At 54.2% G+C, this 25,884-nt stretch carries 15 protein-coding genes; 8 read left to right on the top strand and 7 right to left on the bottom strand.

Translation table 11 applies throughout. The annotated features are described in order from the left end of the window. Window positions 1-306 precede the first annotated feature (306 nt). From hppD to IPH75_09710, 6 genes are read left to right on the top strand one after another with little or no spacing between them, the layout of a single operon-like run. On the top strand, window positions 307-1,446 hold the full coding sequence (hppD, locus tag IPH75_09735; protein MBK7142348.1) for a 4-hydroxyphenylpyruvate dioxygenase: 1,140 nt from the start codon (window positions 307-309) through the stop codon (window positions 1,444-1,446). Window positions 1,447-1,459: 13 nt separating this feature from the next. Then, the gene (locus IPH75_09730) at window positions 1,460-2,623 is read left to right on the top strand and encodes a homogentisate 1,2-dioxygenase (protein MBK7142347.1); all 1,164 of its coding nucleotides are present in this window, start codon (window positions 1,460-1,462) and stop codon (window positions 2,621-2,623) included. Window positions 2,624-2,662: 39 nt separating this feature from the next. Next, a complete protein-coding gene (gene hisC / locus IPH75_09725; protein ID MBK7142346.1) occupies window positions 2,663-3,796 on the top strand; it encodes a histidinol-phosphate transaminase in 1,134 nt (377 codons plus the stop codon). Window position 3,797: 1 nt separating this feature from the next. Continuing rightward, window positions 3,798-4,829: a fumarylacetoacetate hydrolase family protein gene (locus tag IPH75_09720; protein MBK7142345.1), complete on the top strand. Its 1,032-nt coding sequence runs from the start codon at window positions 3,798-3,800 to the stop codon at window positions 4,827-4,829. Beyond that, window positions 4,826-5,857, top strand: coding sequence for a flavin reductase family protein (locus IPH75_09715; protein MBK7142344.1), 1,032 nt, complete (start codon window positions 4,826-4,828; stop codon window positions 5,855-5,857). Before IPH75_09720 ends, IPH75_09715 begins: the two co-directional genes overlap by 4 nt. A gap of 18 nt (window positions 5,858-5,875) precedes the next feature. Further along, window positions 5,876-7,840 (top strand): acetoacetate--CoA ligase, encoded by a 1,965-nt coding sequence (locus tag IPH75_09710; GenBank protein ID MBK7142343.1) that lies wholly within the window; start codon window positions 5,876-5,878, stop codon window positions 7,838-7,840. Between the two features lie 61 nt (window positions 7,841-7,901). Here the strand turns inward: IPH75_09710 and IPH75_09705 are convergent, their stop codons facing one another. The 3 genes from IPH75_09705 to IPH75_09695 form a co-directional block, all read right to left on the bottom strand. After that, the gene (locus IPH75_09705; GenBank protein MBK7142342.1) at window positions 7,902-10,016 is read right to left on the bottom strand and encodes a Cache 3/Cache 2 fusion domain-containing protein; all 2,115 of its coding nucleotides are present in this window, start codon (window positions 10,014-10,016) and stop codon (window positions 7,902-7,904) included. Window positions 10,017-10,431: 415 nt separating this feature from the next. Further along, entirely contained in the window at window positions 10,432-12,771 is a 2,340-nt protein-coding gene (locus IPH75_09700) for a HAMP domain-containing protein (protein ID MBK7142341.1), read from the bottom strand. 80 nt (window positions 12,772-12,851) lie between these two features. Next, complete coding sequence (locus IPH75_09695) at window positions 12,852-15,809, bottom strand: hypothetical protein (GenBank protein MBK7142340.1); 2,958 nt, start codon at window positions 15,807-15,809, stop codon at window positions 12,852-12,854. 334 nt (window positions 15,810-16,143) lie between these two features. Between IPH75_09695 and IPH75_09690 the strand changes: the two genes are divergently transcribed. Both IPH75_09690 and IPH75_09685 read left to right on the top strand, forming a co-directional pair. Further along, a complete protein-coding gene (locus IPH75_09690) occupies window positions 16,144-19,215 on the top strand; it encodes an amidohydrolase family protein (protein MBK7142339.1) in 3,072 nt (1,023 codons plus the stop codon). Next, window positions 19,202-20,497 carry an amidohydrolase family protein gene (locus tag IPH75_09685; protein ID MBK7142338.1) on the top strand — a complete coding sequence of 432 codons (1,296 nt, stop codon included), beginning with the start codon at window positions 19,202-19,204 and terminating at the stop codon, window positions 20,495-20,497. The genes IPH75_09690 and IPH75_09685 overlap by 14 nt, the downstream gene beginning before the upstream one ends. Window positions 20,498-20,546: 49 nt before the next feature. On the opposite strand, the gene IPH75_09680 is transcribed toward IPH75_09685, so the two are convergent. The 4 genes from IPH75_09680 to IPH75_09665 all read right to left on the bottom strand — a co-directional run bounded on the left by IPH75_09680 (window position 20,547) and on the right by IPH75_09665 (window position 25,812). After that, complete coding sequence (locus IPH75_09680; protein ID MBK7142337.1) at window positions 20,547-21,332, bottom strand: N-formylglutamate amidohydrolase; 786 nt, start codon at window positions 21,330-21,332, stop codon at window positions 20,547-20,549. Between the two features lie 9 nt (window positions 21,333-21,341). After that, window positions 21,342-23,789, bottom strand: a complete 2,448-nt coding sequence (locus IPH75_09675; protein MBK7142336.1) for a carboxypeptidase-like regulatory domain-containing protein — start codon at window positions 23,787-23,789, stop codon at window positions 21,342-21,344. Window positions 23,790-23,866: 77 nt separating this feature from the next. Further along, complete coding sequence (locus tag IPH75_09670; protein MBK7142335.1) at window positions 23,867-24,280, bottom strand: DUF420 domain-containing protein; 414 nt, start codon at window positions 24,278-24,280, stop codon at window positions 23,867-23,869. After that, a complete protein-coding gene (locus IPH75_09665; protein ID MBK7142334.1) occupies window positions 24,277-25,812 on the bottom strand; it encodes a COX15/CtaA family protein in 1,536 nt (511 codons plus the stop codon). The genes IPH75_09670 and IPH75_09665 overlap by 4 nt, the downstream gene beginning before the upstream one ends. Window positions 25,813-25,884 lie beyond the last annotated feature (72 nt).

The raw sequence follows: 25,884 nt of genomic DNA, 5'->3' as shown, positions 1-25,884 counted from the left end.
GTTGACGGGCCCAATATATCCTAATAAACCCACCCCGGCAAGGGTTAGTTTCTGCGCCCAAACGAGATACCCCGGTTTGCCCGGAGGAACAAAGGTCACCTGACGCCGGTTCTTGGATGCAGGAGGACGGGTCGGCGATGGCCCTAGGCAGAACGGTATCAGGGACTTACAGGACCCACCTTGCCTGACAAACCCCTTGCCTTTGCGCCCCCTCGCCTCTATACTAGCCGGGGTTCTCCCCTGCTTTGACACCGGCTCCGGGATTCGGTGACCGAAGATGACGACTTAGCATAAAGGGCTCTGCACATGTCAGGATTAGATGGGATCAGGGGCTACGACTATATCGAGTTTTATGTCGGCTCCGCCAAACAGACCGCGTTCTGGTTCGCCAGCACGCTCAATCTCAATATCACCGCTTATGCCGGTCCTGAAACCGGCGTGCGTGACCGCGTCTCGTATTACCTCACCAAAAACAATCTGAAGTTTGTGGTCACCTCGGCTATTGACCCGAACAACTATGATGTCTTCGGTTTTGTCCAGAAACATGGCGATGGTGTGAAGCGCTGGTCGATCGAGGTGGATGATGTCGAGGCTGCCTTCCGTTATGCCACCCAACATGGCGCGGTGATGGTCGCCCGCCCGCACAAACTGGAAGACCACAACGGCTATGTCATGGAAGCCGCTATTCGGCTCTACGATGACACCGAGCTGGTCTATGTCAATCGTGACCACTATAATCAGACCCTCAAACCGGGTTACTGCAAGCCCCACATGAAGATCGAGATCACCAGCCGTGACACCGGCATTCAGGCGGTCGATCATATCGTCGGGAATGTCCGCGAAAACGAAATGAACCTCTGGGCCGACTACTTCAACCAGACCATGGGGTTTGAGACCTTCGTTGATTTTAAGGCCGGCGATATCGGCACCAAATATTCTGCCCTCCTCTCCAAAGTCGTGCGGAGCCAGAACAATATCATCAAGAACCCGATCAATGAACCGTTCGAAGGTCTCAAGAAGTCCCAGATCGAAGAGTTCATCCAGACCTACCACGGCTCCGGTGTACAGCATATCGCGATCCGGACCGAGAAGATCGTCGACACTATCGCCGCGCTCCGCGCCAATGGCGTCGAATTCCTCACCGTTCCGGACACCTATTACGATATGCTGCGAAATCGGAAAGACCTCAATATCGAAGAGTCTATCGACGACCTGCAGAAGCATGGCATCCTCTGCGACAAAGAAGAGAATGGCTACCTGCTTCAGCTCTTCACCAAACCGATCGGTGACCGCCCGACCTTCTTCTTCGAATTCATCCAACGTCGTGGCGGATCGCAGGGATTCGGCAAAGGGAATTTCCAGTCCCTCTTCGAATCGATCGAACTAGACCAGAAACTTCGCGGCAATCTCGACCGTGAATATCAGCCGAGCATGCCGGCCTGCTAAGGAGTATTTGACCATGCCGTTCTACCATAAACTGGGCAACATTCCGCGTAAACGCCATACGCAGTTCTATAAGCCGGATGGCAAGTCCCTCTATCGCGAGGAACTCTATTCGACGCTCGGTTTTTCCGGTGTTTATTCCAACAAGTATCACATCAATATGCCAAACTCGGTCTACGCCGTGAAAGAACTGCCGATCGCTGAAAATGTCGACTGGCCTGAAGCCCCCCTCAATTTCTATCACTGCTTCAGCAATCGGAAAACCAAAGATGGCGACTTCATCACCTCGCGCATGAAGTTCATGGAGAATCGGCACTGCATCATCTCCACCGCAACGCCGAACCGCGAAACCGATGATTTCTTCAAGAACGCCTATGCTAACGAATACATCTTCGTGCATTATGGCCGCCCACTTTTCCTCTCTGAGTATGGCCAGATCCAATTGGAAGCAGGCGACCAACTGATCATCCCCAAAGGGATCCCGTATCAGTTCAAGTTCAAGGACCTGAGCAAAAACAAACTCCTCATCGTCGAATCAGATACCCCGTTTGATATCCCCAAGCATTTCCGTAACCCATACGGTCAATTGGAAGAAGCCGCGCCATACCAGGAACGGGATTTCAAAATTCCGGAGTATATGGAGCCGAAGGACGAAAAAGGGGAGTTCCGGTTGGTGGTTCAGGGCGGCCAGCGCTTTTTCGAGTATACCCTGCAACACCATCCTTTTGATGTCGTTGGCTGGGATGGATTCCACTATCCGTACGCTTTTAACATCCGCGATTATAACCCAAAGGTTGGCCGCCTTCATCTTCCGCCGCCAACCCACCTTGCATTTAATACCGGACATTTTGTGTTATGTAATTTCTGCCCTCGCCCGTTCGATTTTGACCCCCAGGCGATTCCTGTCCCATACTGGCATTCCAACTGTGACAGCGACGAGGTTTTGTATTATGTTGAGGGGGACTTTATGTCCCGCGCCGGCATAGAAGAAGGGTCGTTCACCCTGCACCCATCGGGCATGCCCCATGGTCCGCAGCCGGGAAAGACCGAAGCTTCACTTGGCGCAACCGAAACGAGCGAGTATGCAGTCATGGTCGACACCTTTGAACCATTGCGTCCCACGACTCACGTCCGGGACACTATCGACCCGAACTACTCTCGCTCCTGGCTGGCAAAGTAACCGGCCGCACAACGAAATGTCTGTAGCAGAGAGTCTGTCATGATCGAAATACCGCGGTTTATCCTGAACCTGCAACCGTACATTGCGGGGAAGCCGATCGAAGAGTTGGCCCGTGAGAAAAAACTCTCCCGGATCGTTAAGCTTGCTTCCAACGAAAATCCGTTTGGACCATCCCCCAAAGCGATCGAAGCAATGCAGCGGTCACTTGCCGATCTGCATCGTTATGTCGATCCGGGCGCCTACTCGCTGATTCACAAGATCGCGGATCATTTTGATATCAAAGCATCGCAGGTTATCACCGGCTCCGGAGTTGATGCCCTCCTGTCATACACGGTCAAGGCATTTACGCAGGATGGCGACGAAGTGCTCACTTCCGAGGGGACCTTTATCGGCATCTACGTTAATGTCAACAAGCATCACCGGACGCTGAACCTCGCCCCGCTCGATAATTACGCCTATGACCTCGACAATATCCTGTCGCGCATTAACCCGAAAACCAAGTTGATCTATCTGGCGAATCCGAATAATCCAACCGGCACCAGCTTTGGTTCGGATGAGTTCGAGCATTTCATGGCGAAAGTCCCCAAAGATATTCTGGTTATTCTCGACGAGGCATATTTCAGCTATGCGCAGGCCAATCCGGAATACCCGAATGGCCTGACCTATTCTTACGAGAACTTACTGGTGATGCGGACCTTCTCGAAGGACTACGGTTTGGCGGGAGTCCGTATTGGTTTTGCCTACGGGCCGGAGTACCTGATCCGTGAGCTCTACAAAGTGAAACTCCCGTTTGAGCCGAACTATCTCGCTCAACAGGCGGCTATCGCTGCGCTTGATGATAGTGAATTCCTGAAGATGACCATTGAGACCAATGCCCGTAACATGAAGCGGATGGTCAAAGCGTTTGCCGAAACCGGCGTCAGGCAGATCCACTCCGACGCTAACTTCATTCTTCTGCTGATGCCGTCAGAGCAGTTTGCGGTCGATTTTAATCTCGGCTGTCTGGATCGCGGGCTGATCGTCCGCCATGTCCGTTCGTTCGGTATTCCGAATGGAATTCGCATCAATACCGGCACCGATGACGAGACCAATTTTGCGGTCCATGTCGTTGACGATGTCTATCACGCGGTGATGAAGACCGCCCCCGATTTCGCATCCCATCTGGAGGGTTAAGATGAAATTTGTTTCCTATCGCACACCGGCTGATCCGGAACGGATCGGCCTGGTGGTCGATAATCATATAGTTGATCTGGCAGCATCGGCCCCGCTTGCCGGTCTTTCGCTTCCGGTGACCATGGGCCAGTTCCTCGAAGGAGGATCTGCCACAATGGAGATTGCTCGGCAGGTCGAGACACTTTTCCGCGACGAACGGAAAGGTGTATTCGCCCCCGATGGTGTCGTCCTCCTTTCTCCCGTGCCACGACCAACCTCCTGTCGCGATGGCTACGCCTTCCGCCAGCATGTTGCAACAGCTCGCCGCAATCGCGGCGTTGAGATGATCCCGGAATTCGACCAGTTCCCCGTCTTTTATTTCACCAATCACCTCGGCGTAGTAGGACCGGGCGAGGTGCTGGTAGAAACCGACCACCTTCAGCAACTCGATTTCGAACTGGAAGGCGCCATCGTTATCGGCAAGCAAGGGAAGAATATCCCCGCCTCCCGAGCCGATGAATACATTGCCGGCTTTGTGATCATGAATGATCTCTCAGCGCGTGTGCTTCAGATGGATGAGATGAAACTGAGCCTTGGACCGGCTAAAGGCAAAGACTTCGCCACGGCACTCGGTCCCTGGATGGTCACTCCCGATGAACTGGAGAGCCGTCGCAAATCCGGTCCGAATGGATCTTCCTGGAATCTCCGGATGCGCGCCTGGCATAATGGCGAACAGATCTCCGACGGCAATATGCAGGATATGAATTGGACTTTCGCCGAGATCATCGAACGTGCCTCATATGGCGTGGATATTTACCCCGGCGATGTTATCGGCTCAGGAACCGTTGGAACCGGTTGTTATCTTGAATTGAATGGTACTCGCGCCCTCGAAGCCAAAGCCAAAGGGTCGGTCTACACACCGGTTTGGCTTAAAGCAGGCGATACGATCGAACTGGAGATCGATCTCCTTGGTCGACTGACCAATCGGATCGTGGCAAATTCGCAATCGTATTCGATACTCGAAAAGAAGAAGGTAGTCGAGCCGGCCCGATGACACAGCAGACGCGCGCAGAGATCCCATCGCGCACTGCCGATGGGATAAGGCATATCAATCCGCGCGAAGCCTCGGTCCGCGAGAATTTCCTCTACCTCCAGGGCGGGATCGCCCCCCGTCCGATCGCCCTTGTCTCCACTCTTTCTGCGACTGGCGCACGAAACCTCTCCCCGTTTTCATTCTTTAACGCCTTTGGTGGCAACCCACCGACCGTCTGCATCTCACCCTCTCGCCGTCAGCGCGATGGTTCTGTCAAAGACACATACAATAATTTGGCCGCCACGCGCGAATGTGTCATCCAGGCGGTGACCTACGACATGGTGCAGCAAGTCAGCCTTGCCTCAACTGAATATCCGACCGATGTAGACGAATTCATCAAATCCGGGTTGACGCCCATTCCATCCGAGATTGTCAAACCGCCGCGGGTGGCGGAATCTCCGTATCAGATGGAGTGCATCGTCAAAGAGATCATCCACCTCGGCGACAGTAACGGCTCCGGGAATCTGATCATCTGCGAGGTAGTGCGGTATCATATTGCCGAACGGATCTTCGTGAATGGAATAATCCATCCGGATGCGATCGATCTGGTTGGCCGCAATAGCGCAGACTTCTACACGAGAGCATCGGGAGCGGCGATCTTCGCCGTCAAGAAACCGCTCGAAACGCGCGGCATAGGCTTCGACCAGCTACCGGAATATATCCGTCAATCACACGTGTTTACCGGCAACAATCTCGGTCAGTTGGGCAACTGTGAATCGATCCCGTCACCCGAAGAGATCACCAGTTTTGTCCAGGCAATGGAACCACTCCCGCTTTCAGACTCTGAGATCGAGCAGGCACAACAGACCGGAAATTATCGCGCCCTATTTCAGACCGCATTACAACGGCAACACCATGGCGACAGTTCCGCCCCCGATCTGATGGAACGGGCCGCAAAAATTGCGCTCGACACCGCCAATGATACTGACTTCGCCTGGAAAGCCGCTCTCTACGCCGAAACCGCGCGCCATCAACTTCGTCATTCATAATCAGGATCAGGCCGAAGTATGTCAGTCACGAGCCCGGATGCCAACTCTCCCCTCTGGACCCCATCGGCAGAGCGTGTAGCATCCGCTCGGATGACCGCGTACATGCGTTGGCTCGGCGATAAGCACGGTCACGCCTTCAGTTCATATCATCAACTTTATCAATGGTCGATCGAACAGACCGACCAGTTCTGGAAAAGCATTTGGGAGTACGGCGAGATTATCCACTCGCACCCGCCGACATCGATTCTCGACGATAATCGCATGCCCGGCGCCCGATGGTTTGCATCGGCAAAGCTCAACTTCGCCGAAAATCTGCTTCGCTATCGCGATGACCGCATAGCCCTGATCAGTTACCGTGAGCAACATCTGGTCGGCCGACTTACCTATGCAGAGCTTTACAGACAGGTGGCTGCGGCCGCCGCGGGATTGAAGAAGGCAGGTGTCGGCCGTGGTGATCGTGTCGCAGCGTATATTCCTAATCAGGTAGAAGCGGTGATCGCCATGCTGGCGACCACTTCTCTCGGCGCGATCTGGTCCTCCTGCTCCCCCGATTTCGGTCTCCAGGGAGCACTCGACCGTCTCAGCCAGATCTCACCAAAGGTCCTGATCGCCGCGGATGGGTATCAGTATCTTGGGAAACAACACTCCTGCCTGGATGTCATCACTCATCTGGTCGACCAGATCCCAGCCATTCAACACGCATTTGTGGTCAACAATATTGGAAGCGACCTGTCCGGCACCGGTGATCGTATCCAGCGTTGGGATCAACTACTTGATCTGAACGCCACCGAGATCATCTTCGCCCAGCTCCCGTTTGATCATCCGATTTACATCATGTATTCCTCCGGCACGACCGGAAAACCAAAGTGTATTGTCCATGGCGCCGGTGGCACTCTGCTGCAGCATTTCAAAGAGCTGGCACTGCACACCGACCTTCGTCGCGACGACACCATTTTCTATTTTACCACCTGCGGTTGGATGATGTGGAACTGGCTGGTTAGTTCACTGATGATCGGCGCGACCATTGTGCTCTACGACGGATCGCCCGCCTACCCCTCAGTCAATTCGCTCTGGGAAATGGCCGACCATGAGAAGATCAGCATATTTGGCACCAGTCCCAAATTCCTCTCCACCTGTCAGCATGCGGGAATCAGGCCGATCGCGGATGACTCTCTCCCCCGACTGAGAACTATCCTGAGTACCGGCTCTCCTCTGACAGCAGAAAACTTCAGCTATGTGTATCGCGACATCAAAGCAGACATTCAGCTTTCTTCCATCTCCGGGGGAACCGACATCATCTCCTGCTTCATGCTCGGCAATCCGGTGCTACCAGTCTATGCTGAAGAGATCCAGTGCCGTGGCCTTGGCATGCAAGTAGAAGCGTTCGACAATAGTGGCCGCCCGGTTATCGAGCAGACCGGCGAACTGGTTTGCACAAAACCATTCCCGTCGATGCCAGTCTCGTTCTGGGATGATCCTGATGGCGCCAAATATCGTGCCGCCTATTTTGATGTTTATCCGGGTGTCTGGCGTCATGGCGACTATATCAAGATCACCAGTCGCGGTGGAGTGGTCGTCTTTGGTCGCTCCGACGCTACGCTCAATCCTGGGGGCGTTCGGATCGGCACTGCCGAGATCTACAACCCCGTCGAAGCAATGCCTGAGATCAAAGATTCATTGGTGATCGGCCAGCGCTGGAACAACGACATCCGTATCGTCCTCTTCGTTGTGCTTCATGATGAATACACGCTCGACGACGATCTGAAAAAGAGAATTCGTGAGTCGATCCGGCGACACAACACGCCGCGGCATGTTCCTTCTGTCATCCTGCAGATTCGTGAGGTCCCCCGAACCCTGAACGCCAAGAAGGTGGAAGTGGCCGTCACCCGGATCATCCACGGCGACCCGGTCACCAACCGAGAGGCACTCGTCAACCCTGATTCACTTCGCCAGTTCGAGAACCTACCCGAACTACGGGTGTGACCACCAATAAAAAGAGGCAGGTCCAGACCTGCCTCCACACTCCACCGATTTCTTAAACAAACTACAATTGGAACTTGGCAACCATCTGCTGAAGACCTTCAGCCTGACGGTTCAATTCCTCGGCCGCGGCAGCAGATTCCTCTGCACCATTGGCCGTCTCTTTAGTCACCACACTGATCTGCTCGATATTCTTGGAGATCTCATCGGCGGCACTCGACTGCTGTTCCGTAGCTGTCGCGATCTGCCCCACCATTTCGGTTACGCGCTGGGCCATGGTGACGATCTCATTCAGACTGCTCCCCGCTTTGTCGGCGAGCTGTTTGCCGCGATCCACCTGCTGGACACCAGTCTCCATCGTTTGCACAGCATCTTCTGTCTGTTGCTGGATCCCTTTGATCATCGAAGCGATCTCGCCGGTCGCCTTGCCAGTCCGTTCGGCAAGTTTGCGAACTTCGTCGGCAACCACTGCAAATCCACGTCCCTGCTCTCCGGCCCGTGCGGCCTCAATAGCCGCGTTGAGCGCCAGCAGATTGGTCTGGTCGGCAATATCATCAATGACCGAAATGATCTCGCCGATCTGGTCGGCGGATTTCGCAAGCTTGGCGATCGACTCCGCAGACTCCCGCACTACATCGGCGATCTTCTGCATTCCGTGGATCGTATCGCTGACGATCTGGCCACCCGAATCAGCGGTCGATGCCGCACCTTTGGCGGTAGTGGCGGCATCCCCGGCGTTCCGCGATGATTCTACGATCGTAACGCTCATCTCTTCCACTGCCGCAGATACCTGATGCACCTGTGAGGATTGCTTTTTCGCACCGTTCGCCATTGCCTCGGATGAGGATGCGATTTCAGTTGCAGCAGTCACCAGCTCGCGAGCATTGTCCGACAACTGTCGGATCATCCCGCTCAAATTGTGGATCATTGTTTTAAACGAATTTCCCAGGACATCATTCGGAGAACGAGGCTCGACTCGGACAGTCAGGTCGTTGGCGGCGATCCGTTGAGCGGCCTCAGAGACTGTTTTCATATATACGACCGCATCATGCACCGATTGCTGGAGCTCGCCGATCTCATCTTTGCTGGTTATCGTCACCTGTGCATTGCAGTCTCCCTGCGCCATACTCTTCGCAGCGCCAACCAGCAAATAGATCGGTTTGGTGATAGACCGGGCGAATATGACCGCCAAGGTCAGGCCACAAAGTAGTGCCAGAACACCGATCAGAATACTGGTGTTGCGCATACCGACGACCGGAGCGGTGAACTCATCCAGGTAACTTCCCACTCCGATGATCCAGTCCCACTCCGCAAAGTAAGTATAAGCGACGATCTTTTCACGAGGCTCAGTCTCCCCCAGTTCTTTGTTGATCCAGGGATAGGATATCCAAGCGATCTCGCCATCTCTCAACTTGGGACCATTTGTCATCATCTCTTTGATGAAGTCAAACTTACTGAGATCCGCGCCTTCTTTGGCCGGATGGATTTGCAGTACACCCTCGCTGTTGATTGCGTAGAGGTACCCGGTCTCGCCGATCTTCTGCGACAGCATAGCTGTACGAAGCTGCGGTGTCCGTTCTGGAACGCCCACATACAGAACACCAATGACTTTGTTATTAGCATCTCTGAGCGGCTCGTATGCGGTCACGAACCAGGAAGTTACCACAAATGCTCGGCCATGATAGGTCTCGCCACGTGTCACGACTTTCTCGTACACCTGATCGGAGAGATAGGTGCCGACTGCGCGGCTGCCATCTTCTTTTCGGACGTTGGTGGCGATACGCTTCGCCTTGTCACCCTCGCGCATAAATATTGTGCAGGTCGCGCCGGTCTGCGATTTGACTTTGTCGACAAAGACCGAATCGCCATTCAGCGCACGACTATTGCGACCGCCACCGATGACCAACTGATCGCCATCCATTCTGACAGCGTCATTGGTATAGTCGCGGAAAAGCGTACGCGCGACCTCAAAGTTGTATTTGACCTGCTGCGTGCTCTGTTCATACTGCATCTTGCACATCTCGACAGCGTTTGCTGCCAGATGCTCGAGATCGGTCTTTGCTGTCGCCGTGATCACATCGGAAGATTTCCATGTGGTCACGATCGTCACTGCCGCCGTGGCAACGAGCAGCGATCCGCCCATCGCGATCAGCAGTTTGTGTGCTAGTTTGAGTTTCATACTCGTTCTGTCCTCTCCTGTCACACTTGCCGGAGTCGCCGGTCCGGCTGGATCGGCAGCCCATTGGTCAAGTGATCGAATTGCCGCATCCGATGCAAATCGTCCTGGCAGTCATTTTCGCGGTGACCAGCCCCTCCGCTGCTCATCCTGCCACAACCCCCGGAGTTCCAGGTATCGGTTTTCGTTTGTCCGCCTGGCCTGCGATTCCCGGAGCAGGCAGCCGGTGTGTGATCACGCGATAGGAGCGATCAAGGGGAGCGCCGCTTTGCGCTCCACTTCCGAGTCGTAAGAGAATAGTCCGTATATATTTCGACTTCAAGAATCCTTCGCACCTCAGAGCACAGACAAAACATGCACCGATCGCTGGTGTCGGAGATCAGTCGATCAGGGCAACTGACCTCCGCACTGGCAATCCTTACGCATGTGTTCTGGCTATGCTCTCTGTAAGGTTGTCAATTGACGACACTACCTCATGAGATGCGCGCTCGGCCTCATCCAGACTCCGCTTGGCCGTCGCTTTGTCTCCCGATCGAAAACCGGAGATCGACTCATTTGCCAGACGATGGACGCGAGCGTGCGGATCCTCAATTCGATTGAACTCGCTCATGTGTCCAATTTCCGCCTTCCCTTGCGTATAGTACCACTTTCCGAAACGGCAGTTCTTGTGGTCTACTGTCTTCCACTGGGAAACGTCCAAGCTGCCAGCGATCACTTTCTCAAGATTTTCGACATACCGTTTGTGATCATCCTTCGCCAAGTGAAGCATGCCGGTATTGCCGCCATCCACTCTGAACTTCGACACCATCTGCTGAAGCCCTTCCGCCTGGCGGTTGAGTTCTTCCGCCGCGGCCGCCGACTGTTCGGCGCCGATCGCGGTCTCTTTGGTCACTGAATTGATATGTTCGATATTCTTGCTGATCTGCTCGGCCGCTGCGCTCTGCTCTTCCGAGGCTGTCGCTATCTGAGCGATCATCTCGGTCACGCGCTGGGCCATATTCACGATCTCGTTCAGGCTGTTGCCGGCATTGTCAGCCAGCTCACGGCCACGGTCCACCTGCTGCAGACCGGCCTGCATTGAATTGACCGCCTCGGAGGTCTCACTCTGGACGCCTTTGATCATTTCAGTGATCTCGCCGGTCGCTTTGCCGGTCCGTTCAGCCAGCTTTCTCACTTCGTCAGCAACCACGGCAAAACCGCGGCCCTGCTCGCCGGCGCGGGCAGCTTCAATAGCCGCGTTCAGCGCCAACAGATTGGTCTGGTCAGCGATGTCGTCGATCACGCCGATGATCTCGCCGATCTGATCTGCAGAATGCGCCAGCTTCGTTATGGAGTTCGCTGAATCTCTCACCACCTGGGCGATCCGCTGCATCCCCTGGATCGTCTCATTAACTATCTGGCCGCCGGTCAATGCCGTTTCGGAGGCATTCTTTGCCGCACCGGAAGCGTCACCGGCGTTCTTTGACGACTCCAAAATCGTCGCGGTCATCTCTTCAACGGCCGTTCCAACCTGGTTCACCTGGTCGGACTGATCCTTTGCCCCCTTGGACATCTGCTCCGAAGAGCTGGAGATCTCGGTGGCGGCGGACACCAGTTCGCGGGCGTTATCAGCCAACTGGCGGATCATCGTAGAGAGATTGTTGATCATGGTCTTGAAGGACTGCCCGAGCACGTCGACCTCTGACTTCGGCTCGACATGCACGGTCAGATCATTTGCCGCGATCTTCTGCGCAGCGTTAGCCAGTTCCTTCATGTACTCTGTCAAGCCGCGGAATGAATCCGCCAATTGACCAACCTCATCTTGTTGGTGAATGTCGATGTTCTGATTGATATCACCTAACGCTACCTTTTCGGCCGTCCGGGCTATATTCACAATCGGTCGCGATACGCCGCGCGCAATGATCCAGGCAACTACCAAACCGATCAGTATCGCTGAGATCGCAAACACAATTGCCAGACTGCCAATTTGTTTGGATAGGCTTGCAAGAGCCGAGGTCTGCATATCGACGAATTCAGTCGCTTTGCCGAGGAAAGCAGATGCAAACTCAGCTACTGCCTTGCCTTCGACCGACTGCTGCTCTTTCAGCGCCACATACTCTTTGAAGCTGGACAAGTAGGACTCCACCGCTTGTTTGGCCGCGGCCGACTTGTTACCCGAGCGAGCACGACCACCGATCTTTTCACAATAAGCGATCGCCTTCTCTGCGGCGGTGTAGGTCTCTTCCGCCCACTTCATATCCTTGCGCATCTGGTAGTTCTTTTCGTGCTGCCGGCATTGACGCACCAGATTGTCAATCGTCAGTCCATCTATCCCGCCCATAGCCGTTCCGGCGCTCTGCGCTGCGCGTCCGTTCTCAACTACCTTGGCATCCAGTTCCAGCAGCTGGAACTGCATTTCAGCGTACTTTGCAAACCGCTCACCATAGCTTTCGCTGGAAGCCTTGATCTCTTTCAGCAGCACCATCTCTTCATCGGTAGCCCCTTGTTCGGTCTCCGCGATGATGGCAGCAATGTCTGTCAGTTTTGCGTTGACCTTCTCAACCAGCTTCGGATCACTGGTCGCATAGAAATCTCGGCGTGCCACCGCGCAATCCATCGTCCACTGGATCGTCTTGCTGGCATTCTGCTGCATCTTCGTATCTGCAGATAATGACCTTAATCCTGAAACTGCGACATACCCAAGAGCCGCCGTTAACCCAAGCACGATCCCGAAGCCGATATACAGCTTCTTGGCTATCTTAATATCTTTCCAACTCATTGAAGCTCTCCCTTTTGGTCAATGCTCCCTTTTGTGCGTCATCGTACAACCTGCATCAACCTTCCACTCTCAATTGTTTGCTAAAACCCGACCTGAAAATTGGCCAGGAATTCATTGTTTTTCACGTTCGTTCCCTCTTCTCCATTGAACTGGTAGTTCAACTGGATCAGAGTGTACTTCTTATCGATATAGAATGTGGTGCCGATCGTCGTCCGATTCACTTTGTTATCGACAACCGCTCTATTGGCATCGTATTCTTCATAGCGAGCTACCAATTGCACTTCAGGTACGAACTTCCAGTTCGTCTTCAGCATATGGCCACCCCACACATACCATCCGGCTTTCTTCACGCCGGCTGCTTTCGTGTGGATGTACTCTGCCTCAACCTCTTCCGACTTCCACGTCCAATTGGCGAAACTCCCCCAGGTATCAACATTGCCCGGGTTCACTGCCTTGTTGGATTTTCCGGAGTAGTTGTTCGCTCCAAGGGTCAGCGCGGAACCGATCTTCATCTGCGCTCTAACCACAGAATTCTTGGCCGAATTGGAGTCTGAGACATTGATACCGGCGCCGTTGTACAGACCGGCCGTCAACTGCAACCCGAATTTCTTACTGAATGAATGATCCCAGGCGACCTGCGCACCAATGTCGCGGTCCGATCCAAGCGCCATTGCCAGCGACGGCGTGATGACCGTGTAGATCGCGGGCGAACGGAGGAAGTTCTGTCCAAATGCCGGTTGCATCTGCCCGAACTTGAAACTCCACTCTTTGTTCGGAGTCAATGTCACGAACCCATCCAGCAATTTGACCGACTTAGCAAACTCACCATGAATAGTGATCTTGGCGTAGTTATTGAGCGCTCCCGTGAAGCCAAGTCGCGCACGCTTGTTATCAAAGGTTGACAGCTTGCTGTCTCCGCCTCGCTCATAGTACTGCTGATTCAGCAACCCAAACATCGTGATCGAACCACGCTTGACTTCCGGGCTATTGATCGCCGGTTTCGCCGGCACTTTGGCCTTCTCCACCACTGCACTCAACTCGTCGACTATTCCCGCAAACCGCTCCAACTGATAATTCTCGTTGGTCGGCGCCGCGTAAACATCGTCATCGATCGAGGCCAGCTTCTGTGATGCCTGCTCGGTAAAGCCGCGAAGGGCATTGTTCTCTGCCTTGAGTACTTCGATATCACTCAGGATTGCCGCAATCGTTGAATCAGCGAGTCGATTCGCCTGAACCTGTTCGGTCAGCTTGCGAAGATCCGACTGGAGTTGCTGCAACTGCTGTTGGAATGTGACCATCTGGTCTGAAGCCGCCACCGTGGTCGATGTCGCCTTGGAGACCTCAACTGATTTTGGCGCTGCTGTCGGAGCAGGTGCCGCCGGTTGCTGTGTCTGCTGTAACGCATCAACTTGCTGCTGCAACCGATCAAGCGCCGCGCCCAGTGTCTGGACAGGCTTTCCGTCGGTCGTTGCCTGAGCTTCTGGAGCCGCTACCGGCGTTGTCACTGTTTCCGCTTTCGCCGGTATCTCTATCTTGGTTTCCTGTTCAACTGCCGGCAGATCATCAGTGGCATCAGCATGCTCAACCGCATTGCCGTCGCACTTGGCGAGTGTCGCACTGATCAGTGTAGTTTGATCGGGGTGATTCCCCAGCCAGTCGATTGAGCCGTTCTCGAGATGATACTTGGCGCCGACCACTGCCAGTCTCCCTGCCTTTACGCGCGCGCAGATCTCCGGACTCTGTGCATACAGGTCGGAGATCGTCTGCCAGATATTGGCATCAACTGACTTTTCTATCAGCTCTTTCCCTGCAACTGCCGGATTCGCCGTGGTCACCTTGGCCACCGCTGGCTGAATACGGTCGACTAATTCGGGAATCGCTCCAGACATCTCTGCATGGTTAGCGACCGCCGTGACAGCGCCGCAGGAACTATGTCCGAGCACCACTACCAGTGGCGTCTCCAAATGCTCGATCGCATATTCGAGACTTCCCGTCTCCATCAGACCGGCGACATTCCCGGCTACCCGAACGACAAAGATATCTCCCAGTCCGGCGTCATAAATATGCTCTACCGGCAGACGCGAGTCCGAGCAGGTCAAGACGGCCGCGTACGGGTGCTGACCATCGGTCATCACTGCCTGCATCCGATCCCAATCCTGGTTCGGATAGGTCCGCTGTGCATCGACAAAGCGGCTGTTGCCGTCCTTCAGGAGCGCTAACGCTGATTCGGGTGTCTCTCCGTCCTGGGGAGCAGCTTTGGAGATCGATGGCATCTGATAGTCGGCCGTCACGTAGAATTGCTCATCCTGATCGACCATCTCATTGTTATAAGCGTTGACCAGCAACGAGGTCTGCTTGGGGTGACTCCCCAGCCATTCGATATGACCGTCGCTGAGATGATATATCCCGCCCAATACTTTCAATTTCCCTTCAACCACGCGTTGGCGGATCGCCACGCTGCGGGCGAAGATCGACTCGATCGTCAACCAGATATTTTCGGTGATTGCCGCCGGGACCAATGCCTTGCCACTTTTCGATGGATTCGCTTTGGCGGCCCGTTCGACGGCCGGGGCTAGTTTCTCAAGGATCGGTCCAACAGATCCTTCACTCGCCGCCGAGGTAGCCGCGGCTGTCACGGCACCACAATTGGAATGTCCAAGGACCAACAGGGTAGGAGTTCCCAAATGGTCAACTCCATACTCAAGACTCGCCAGTTCGTTGATCCCGGCGATATTGCCGGCGACACGAACGACGAAGAGATCACCGATCCCCATATCAAATACCTGCTCCACGGGAACCCGTGAATCAGCGCAACTGAGAATGGTGGCGACAGGATGCTGTGCGGAGGCCGTACGTGTCAGATAGTCAGCATCCTGATGCGGATAAGTCACCTCTCCCTTGACATATCGCGCATTTCCCTCTTTGAGGAGATTCATTGATTGACTGGTTGAGAGTGTGGATTCTTTTCCCGTCGATGCTGTGACAGAAACTGTCACAACAAGGATGGTCCCAACCAAGCGTGCGATGAATGATCGCATAATTCCCTCCGGTCTATTGCGGCCCTTGCGATGGATTTCGCAATGCGCAGATAAGATCCGCGCGTACCGCCCCTCTTTAGTCGACTGTATTTGCTGCCCCAGTACAACCAGTACCGCCGTTCCGGCCATAGGCCGGCATCGGTTTGTCGAATTCACTTCGACTTACCTAACTGTTCGGCTACCTTGTTGTCCAGTTTAGGTCAAACGGTGTTGAATTATTGCACTACTTCGGCTTGAGAGACTTGAAGATACAAGGAATCGTTGGGCCTCTCAGTCTATGTTAGGCAAGCAAAGCCGTTGCATCCCTGCCTTTATTTTACTATTCTATCCGGATATGATGATACGGTTACTCGTCCTGTTGTTGGCGCTGGCTACCGGCCTCGGCGCCCAAACCACCCCTCCTTTCGGCGTCAGAACCAAAACCCCGGACCTCAAAGCCTACATCAACGCCAGGATCGTCGTCTCCCCTGACCTGACAATTCCGTCAGGCATTCTCATTGTCGAGCAGGGAAAGATTCAGGCAGTCGGTGAAAAAGTGCAGATTCCGGACGGTGCAGTTGTCGTCGATCTCAAGGGTAAGACCATTTACCCCGGCTTCATTGATCCGTATGGTCAGTACGGATTACCTGTACCGGAAAAGCCAAATCGCCAGCGTAACGCTCGTCCGCAGTACGAAGCAAATCGACAGGGCGCTGATTCCTGGAACGATGCTATTCATGCGGAACTGAATACTGTCTCAGGATTCTCTCCCGATGCCAAACGAGCCGAGGAACTTCTACGCCAGGGTATCACGACTGTGCAATCGGGCTCACTGGATGGTGTTTTCCGCGGGCGCTCATTTGTGACCCTGGTCGATACCGGTCTCTCCAATGGCCTCCTCCTCAAAACACACTCCTGGCATTTCGCCTCTTTCAACAAGGGGATGTCAACTCAAGAATACCCATCTTCGCTGATGGGCAGTATCGCTCTTATCCGGCAATCCTTCCTCGATGTTGACTGGTATCGCAAAGCGCACGCCGCCTATCGCCTCAATCCGCAGCAACCGATGCCGGAGTTCAACCTTTCCATCGCCGCTCTCGGGCAACTTGCCAACGAACCGATCATCTTCGAAACCGATGATGAACTCTCGCTCTTGCGCGCCGGACGGATCTCTGCAGAATTCAAGATCCCGTTCATCCATGTCGGTTCGGGACATGAATATGAACGCGCCGCTGAGATCGCCGCGCTCAATCAGACGCTCATCATCCCGGTCAACTACCCGAAACCGCCTAATGTCAAAGAGGCGGAAGATGACCTCGATGTTAATCTCGCGGATCTCCGCTATTGGGAGCAGGCACCGGCCAATGCTGCCATGCTGGACAAAGCCGCCATCAAATTCGCCTTCACTACCTATCGCCTTAAAGAGACCAGCCAGTTCCTCAAAAATATCCGTCAGGCGATCAGTTATGGACTCTCCCCCTCCGTAGCGCTCGCGGCGCTGACCACCGTCCCGGCCCGCATCTGCGGACTGGAGTCGGAACTTGGCACCCTCGAAAGAGGAAAACTGGCCAACTTCATCATCACCGATGGCGATATCTTCAGCGAAACCACCCACCTCTTCGGTGCAGTGGTCAAAGGGGACCGTCGCGAATTCATCCCCCTCGACCAGGTCGATTTCCGCGGGAATTATTTGATGGGATTGAATGGCCGCGAGCTCTCGCTCAGTCTCAAGGGCCAGCTCGATACTCTGCGCGGTGAGATCAAATCGGGAGATACAAAACTCTCGCTCGACCAGATCAATGTCACCCGCGATGAAATGACCTTCGCTCTCAGAATGGACAGCCTCGGCATGCAGGGAGTCGCCCGCATTGCTTTCCGCAAGGAGAACGACAGATTGGTCGGCCGCGCGACCATGCCGGATCTCAGCATTGAAAATATCCAGGCAACACTCTCCTCTCCGTTCGACCCGGCCGCCGCTGACTCCGCCAAAACGAAGAAACCGCCATCACTGGTTTCCAATGTCACCTTCCCCAACAAAGCATACGGGGTCACGCAGCTTCCTCCGGTCGCCAACCTGTTGATCAGGAATGCAACCATCTGGACCTCCGAAGCCGATGGTATCCTTGAGAATACCGACCTGCTGATTCAGAATGGGAAGATCGTCAGGATCGGCAAGTCAATTCCTGAACCTGCCGGCGCAACTATCATCGATGGTACCGGCAAACAGTTGACGGCTGGCATTATCGATGAACACTCCCATATCGCTGGCTCCGGTGATATAAATGAGGGAACTCTGATCACCACCCCCGAGGTCCGCATCGGCGACATAATCGACCCCGATGATATCAACCTCTATCGGGCCGTCGCCTCCGGTGTCACCACTCTGCAGATCCTGCATGGCTCTGCCAACCCGATTGGCGGACAGGCCCAGATCATCAAACCTCGCTGGGGTGCCTCCTCTGAAGAACTCAAGTTTGCTAACACCATCCCGACCGTCAAAATGGCGCTCGGCGAAAACGTCAAGCAGAGCAACTGGGGCGAACAGTACAGCATCCGTTACCCGCAGAGCCGACAGGGTGTGGAATCGATTCTCCGCGATGTTTACCAGGCGGCGCGCGAGTATGGCGATGATTGGAAGAAATATAACGCGCTCCCGGCCAGAGAGAAGGAACGGACCATCCCACCGCGTCGTGACCTCAATCTCGAGGCAACCCTCGACATCATCACCAACAAAATGCTGATCCACTGTCACTCCTATGTGTACACTGAGATTCTGATGCTGATGCGGCTGGCCGAGGAATTCGGCTTCAAAGTCCAAAACTTCACCCACGTCACTGAGGGATACAAGGTCGCCGATGAGATGGCCAAGCACGGCGCCACCGCCTCATCCATCGTTGACTGGTGGGCCTACAAGTTCGAGGTGTACGACGCCATCCCGCATAACCCGGCTATGATGAATGAGCGCGGCATTATTACTTCGATCAATTCCGATAGCCCGGAACTTGGCCGTCGCCTCGCTCACGAAGCCGCCAAGTCGATCATGTATGGCGGCATGAGCGAGCTTGATGCCATCAAGATGGTCACCATCAATCCCGCCAAGCAGTTGAAGATCGATGACCGCGTCGGGTCTATCAAAGTCGGCAAAGATGCTGATCTGGTCGTCTGGAATGGTAATCCGCTCTCTATCTATTCAAAACCGGAAATGACCTTGATCGATGGCCGCGTTTATTTTGATATCGAGACCGACCTGAAAGCCCGCGTCGCGATTCTCACTGAGAAGGCGGCTCTCATTCAGAAGGCGCTCTCTGCACCCTCCGATTTTAAGGGACGATGGCGCGAAGGATACAAACCACGCGAACGAGAGTGGGACTGCGAAGATCAATTCGACTACTGGAAGGAGTGGAATGAATACCATGCGACTCACTAAACTCCTCTCCCTGCTGCTGGTGCTGACAGCAGCATCGATCTGCGCCCATGATTATATTCCCGGCGCACCGCAGACCGCTCCGATTCTCCTCAAAGGCGGCACCCTCTACACCATTTCCAATGGTGTTCTGGAGAATACTGATCTGCTCTTTGAGAATGGTCGTATCACCCAGATCGCCCGCGGCATCACGCCCCCCGCTGGTGCGGAGGTGATTGATGTTACCGGTCAAATGGTCTATCCCGGACTTATCAATGGATACACGCAGGTCGGCCTGGTCGAAGTTGGCTCAGTCCGCGGCTCCAACGATAACAACGAAATCGGCCGCAACAATGCCGACCTGAAAGCCTGGGTCGCCTACAGCCCCGATTCGGAGATCATTCCAACTGTACGCTCCAACGGTGTCCTCACTTGCCTCGTCGTGTCCGGTGGCGCGCTGATTCAGGGACGCTCCAGTCTTATGAACATGGATGGCTGGACTCGCGAAGATGCCGCCGAAAAGCCGATCGTCGCTCTGCATATGGCATGGCCCTCGTCGGCCATTGTAGATGCCTGGTGGTCTGAAAAAACGGTTGAAGAACAGAAAAAGGAGATGACCGAGAACCGGGTCGCCATCGCCCAGCTCTTTGAAAGTGCCCACGCCTATTCTCTGGCCAAACAAGCCGATCCCAATATCAAGCAGGATACCCGATGGGAAGCGATGCTCCCGGTCTTCTCCGGCGAGCTTCCAGTCATCATCTCGGCCGATGATCAGCGACAGATCGAAGAAGCCGTTGCCTTCAGCAAACGCTTTGGCTTTAAACTGATGATCTCTGGTGGACGTGAGGCGTGGAAAGTCGCCGAATTGCTAACCGCCAATTCCATCCCCGTGATTGTCGCACCAACTACCTCAATGCCGATGCGACATGATGATGCCTATGACCTCGCATACAGCATTCCGGCACTCCTGGCCAGAGCCGGAGTTACCTTCTGTTTCGGGACATTCGATACATGGGGTTCGCGCAATCTCCCCTTCCAGGCAGGCAATGCGGTCGCTTATGGATTGGACAAAGATCTGGCGCTTCGGGCTATCACCCTTATCCCGGCTCAGCTTTTTGGCGTTGATAAAGAGATCGGCTCGCTCGAAATCGGCAAGAAAGCGACGCTGATCGTCTCCAGAGGAGATATCCTCGACCCCCTCACCCACAACGTTACACAAGCATACATTGGTGGTCGAAAGGTCGATTTGGATAATAAGCAGAAAGAGCTGTACCGAAAGTACGAAGCCAAGCGGGCGACAAACTAAGCCGACCGCTCCGCAGATGACAAAGCGAGGTAGTGATGCCTCGCTTTTTTTATTCGCCGAATATTCTCTCAGACAGAGCCTCAACTCCAATCTTGAGTACTCGCCGCAGTGATTCTACCGATGTCTGGTCTATCTCCCCGGTCCATTCATCCATGTACACCTTCTTCGCCTCGATGGAAACCACGCAGATCGATCCACCAAAACTCTCCTCGACCCATTTGGCAAAATGCCCCGGACCTCTGAATCTGACATTCTCTCGAACATCCAACCTCTCGCCATTCCACGTTTGATCTCGCAAGCATTCGATCAGGCGATCAATTTGGCCCGACCAACGCTGCCGGTTCGTTTCGGTTGTGTCGATCTCTATCGTTGGATTGCCGGAGCTATCCGCGGCAGGCATCGTCGGTCCGGACCGACGGTGATTATATGAATGCAAATCAAGCACGAGGGCTTTCCCGTATTTCTCGACTTTGTGCCGCAACATCGCTTGAGCAGTTCGATAGAATTCGTCGTAATGGTCCAGTGACTCAGCAATTGCCGCATCCGGCAAGTCTGTTTTCCACACTGTCATTCCCCACGCATCATCGGGATGTCGATACACAGCCTTTTCACGTGGTCGATTTAGGTCATGCTCAAAACGGGATATGTGGGAGATTAGTCTGGTGGGAGCAATTTCCGCCAACAGATCTGTCCCGGGGTCCTCTTCATAGAGTCGCTCGATCTCAGTCAGGGCAAAGTGATCCAGTAGGTTTGGCCGAACGCGATTCCCCGCATGAAGCGCTACCCCGACCAACGCTCCCTCTTCAGAGACTATACTAAAACGTAGGTCGCTCATGCTTTTGCTTTAGAACTCAATTCCCCAACTAAATGTCCAATCGCTCGTTTCGTAGGCGGACAACTGCCAGGTAAACCCCGCGCTGAAATTGAACGGCGAGATAAATGGCGTCAGATTCCCCAATGAAAACCCGATCTCCGAATACGCCTTGCGCGCCACCTGACCATAGATCTGATCCGGGTCAGGCTGATGCTTGAAGTCACTCCAGAACGCCCCGCCATGTACACTCAGCCACCAGGGGATCTTCTTTATCACCGGCAACCCGCTTTTCACCCAAAGCGATCTCCGGAACTCATGCCGCATGCTGACTGCAAACAGCCGGTCACCGGCGAAAAGTGTCTGATCGAGCGTTTTGAATGACCGGTCCTGATAAAAGTCGAGAGGACTGTATTCCATTGTAAAGTAGCGCTGTGGCGGCAATGGCTTATCCGATGCGCCGTAATATGCCCATAATGACGTCACCCCCATGCCCAAAGTTCGCTGCCGATGAAAGAGAGTCGCGTGATAACTGGTGAAATCAAAATCGCTTTTGAGCAAGCCGGGCGATGTATGCACCAGCCCAACAGAAAACTCCGAATACAACGGCTCTCCTACCACCTCAGTCTTCCCTTTACGCAACATGCGGGGCCGTGTATCAACGCTGAATCCGACGGAGAGGTCTCTTAGGTGTCCGTCAGCTATGGCCGGATTTGCCCGAATTGAGTCCTCTTCACCAAAAAAGCTGTAATCGCTATTGAGTGAATCCGATGCCAGTGCCATTGATTTCTGATGGAAATTACCGTATCCGATCGAAAGCCGAGTCTGGTTGACCAGTTTGGTTGAAAGGCCAAGCGAAAATCCTTTCTCCTTAAAGTAGTCAAACGGGTCGGTTTGGTTCCACAGCGCCGGCAGAGTCATATTACTCCCCCACCTATGAATGACCGTCGCACGGCGCCATGTATAATCATGATACCCTGCATATGCCGTAAGCGGCCACGTTTTCAATGGCTCAAAATACGCGCCAACCCGCCATTGCCAGTACTCCGCTCCAAAGGCGTACCCGACCCCGCCGTTCAATGATGTTCGCGGAAGTAGTTTGTTAGAGTACATACCATACCCGAGGTATGCCCCCTCGGCGCGATTGAAATGGAAAAGTTCATCCCTGGTAGACACGATGAAAGGCAGCCCGATCAGCGCCATCGCCAACTGCTTCCCGATCGGTTTCGGCACCGATTCCAGCGAGTCGATCCGTTGATAGCCAGTCATTTCATCCTGCGTCAATGGTATTGACTGCTGGTTGTTCCAGGCAGTCGAATCAAACGAGTCGGCCTCCTCTGTCACTTCCAGTACAATTTCACCAAATGTCCCCTTCTTAATCCCTTGCTCAATACTGAAATTATGGAGCGAGGCCACATGCTGAAACGACATCTCACTCGGAAATCCCGGAAAAGGGATCGGCAGTTTGACATCGGCGCCAAACCGTATCTCCACCGGCAACCAATACTCATTGTTGAATTGCGCACAGTGCTGGCTATAACGGGGATTCTTGATGAATGCCGACCGAAGGCCGCTGAAACCGACATCAACCGCCACCACATCGAAGGTAGAATCCGCGATATGGATCGTCCCCTTGAACAATGTCTCAAGGTCATTCTTCGGTTCGATTGCCAGCACAAAGACCCGCTGACTGTCAATGAAAGTCGTATCCATCAGCGAATAGTCATAGAAATCAAGCGCATCGTTGGCTGTTGGTGAAACGATCGACATCTCCCCGGCCTCAATTCGATTCTTATTGAAATTGAGTATCTCCCCCACCGTCACGAGATTGTTTTCAGCCTCGATATTCTTGGACTGTTTCCGCGCCGTGATCACCTCTTTGTATTTGTCCGGTTGCTCCCAATAACAGGTCACCTGCGTTTCCGTGATCAAAAGGATATTGAGCGAATCCGGCTTTTTGCTGTCCCGCACCACCAGCTTGGTATAGGCATCAAAACTATAGTCATGCAGTTTGCTCAGAATATCCTTTTTCCGTGCGATCGCCTCGAGAATGATCCGCTGCGCCGGATCGACCGCCCGGTCAAACACGCTGGTCCCGGGAATTTCGATCATCGCCGGATGCAGGGCGAAGTCCTGACTGACTCCTCCCTCAACCGCAATCACCGTCACTCGCTCTGAATAATAGGCGATATGACTGCACTTGAGACGATACTCCAGCCCTTGTTCCACGATCAACCGGTATCTCCCCGCGTCATTCGCGACCGTCGACTGCCCCGTCCCTTCGACCTGCACAGTCGCAAAGGGAATCGGCTGCTGGCTGTCAAAGTCGCGCACCATCCCCTCGATAGCGATCTTCACCACCGGTGTAATGCTGATGATCTTTCTATCCTGAGCGACGGTTGGAGTGATGAAACTGAGAGAGAATATCGTGGAGAGAACAAACAGACTGAAAACAGAACGATTCGCTAACGATCTGAACATTGATGACCCGCTCCCTTTCCTCTGGATTGGCCAATGCCCCTTATACGACCCGCCGCCAATGCAGTTTCCATTGAGGGCTACAACTGGTAAAGCATAAGATATACGACAACCCCCGATACCGACACAAACATCCAGACTGGCCAGAGCCATTTCGTAATGCGCGTATGTTTGACAAAATTCCCCCGGAAGGCATGCCAGACCGCCAGCAGGATAAATGGCACCATCACCGCCGCCAATATCACATGAGGAATGAGAATCGCAAAGTAAACCGGGCGAGTCCAATCCTGTTTTGCATACGGGACCGAGCCAACCGCATAATGATATACCAGGTAGCAGATGAGAAACAGTGCCGATGATACCAGCGCACTTATCATCAGTTTCTTATGAATCTCCGGCTTCCCCCGCTTCACATAGATATACCCCAGGAGCAAAAAGAGCGAACTGATGAGGTTAAGCGTCGCATTGACGGATGGAAGGTCCTGAACTGTCACAACATCTCCTTTGCCAGTACCGCTGCATGCGCCCGAAGCAGCTTCAGTGCACCCGGATCATCATACGCATAATATCCCCTGATATTTCCCGCAGGGTCGACCAGAATGAACTTCGTGCTGTGCATGCCGGGCAGATCTCCGCTCACCCCAAACCCCTTCTCCGCCAGCCAGACCACCTGGTCCATCTCTCCGCGGATAAAGACCCAGCGGTCATCGGTCACGTTGAATCGCTGCGCGTATTCCCTGAGCGTCTCCAGCGTGTCTGTCTCTGGATCAACGGTGATTGAAACCAATCGAAGTTGCTCGCTCCCGGCATACTCCCGGTATAGCTCGCTGAATGTCGCATTCATCGCCGGACAGGGCCCGCGACAACTGGTGAAGAAGAACTCGACTATATTGACTTTCCCTTTCAGTTCTTCCAATCCAAATGGCTGACCACTCCGCTCCACAAACTGAAACTCCGGCACCGGAGTATTGACCGGCAGACTCTGCCGCTCCGCTTCGGCACGGTCGACCACCAGGTAAGCGATCAGTGCCAGCCCGATAACTCCCGCCGCCATCGGCATCAGCACTCTCGCAAACGACCTGCCATAGGAGACAATATCTGCCCCGGTATGTCGCACGCCGAAAAACGCCACCATCGCCAATCCAATGAACAGACCCGCCGCCCACTGGTGAAAAAGCTGCGCAATCGGCGCCAGTCCAAATGCATAGAAGAACAGCCCAAGCAGAAGTTCGACCAACATCAGAAGCATCATCCCCCGCAACGCCAACCGGACTAATTGGGAGATTTGCTGACTCATCCGGAGTATTGAGTATCCTGCAAACCAAGTGAAAAAGACCATCAACGCGCCTGATATCATGTGAATATCATTCCAGACCGCAACCTGACTTATCAACTGGCTATCCTTAAGCAGTGGAAATTCTCGAGCGATCATTTCGATCGCCTCACGCACCTGAGTCCCCAGCACGATCTGCAACATCCCGCCAACCCAAAGCCACCCGCACCAGCGCACCGCCTGTGACGGATACTTTGGCCGGGCCGTTTCACCGGCCGGCACCGTCTGGTAGTAGGTCTGCTGAGTCACATAGATCAAGAGACTGACGATCAGATACGAGAGCAGAAGATGCATGGAAATAAGGAGCGGCTCCAGCTCCGAGGTAACCACCTTCCCCCCTTGCCACCCCTGATAAGCGACCAACACCGCCGCCGCCAGCGATGGCCAGAGAATCTTCGGAAGGTGACGGTACTTGACCAATGCCATGATCGCCACCGCCAGGATCAGGAATCCAACCGACACCCCGACCAGTCGGTTGACATACTCGATCCATGACAAAACCACCGTCAGGCTGGTCGCGCCAATATCCGGTGGAAGATCGCTGACCGACAACGGAGGAAACCACCGGCCGTAGCACTTCGGCCAGTCAGGACAGCCCAGTCCCGCTCCGGAGACCCGGACCAGCCCCCCGACAAAGATCAATATGTATGTGGCTATGGTTGAGAAGAATGCGAGGCGACGAAAGGATTGCATCTGGCGGCTCATTTCCGGGGCGAAAATTCCGTCTGCCGCCCCGTGGCATCGCCACTACACTACGCGCCGATC

It is taken from the genome of bacterium (assembly GCA_016708025.1).
Classification (GTDB): Bacteria; Zixibacteria; MSB-5A5; order GN15; family FEB-12; genus FEB-12.
Note: the sequence above shows the minus strand (reverse complement) of the source record. Positions and strands in the feature narration are given on the sequence as shown.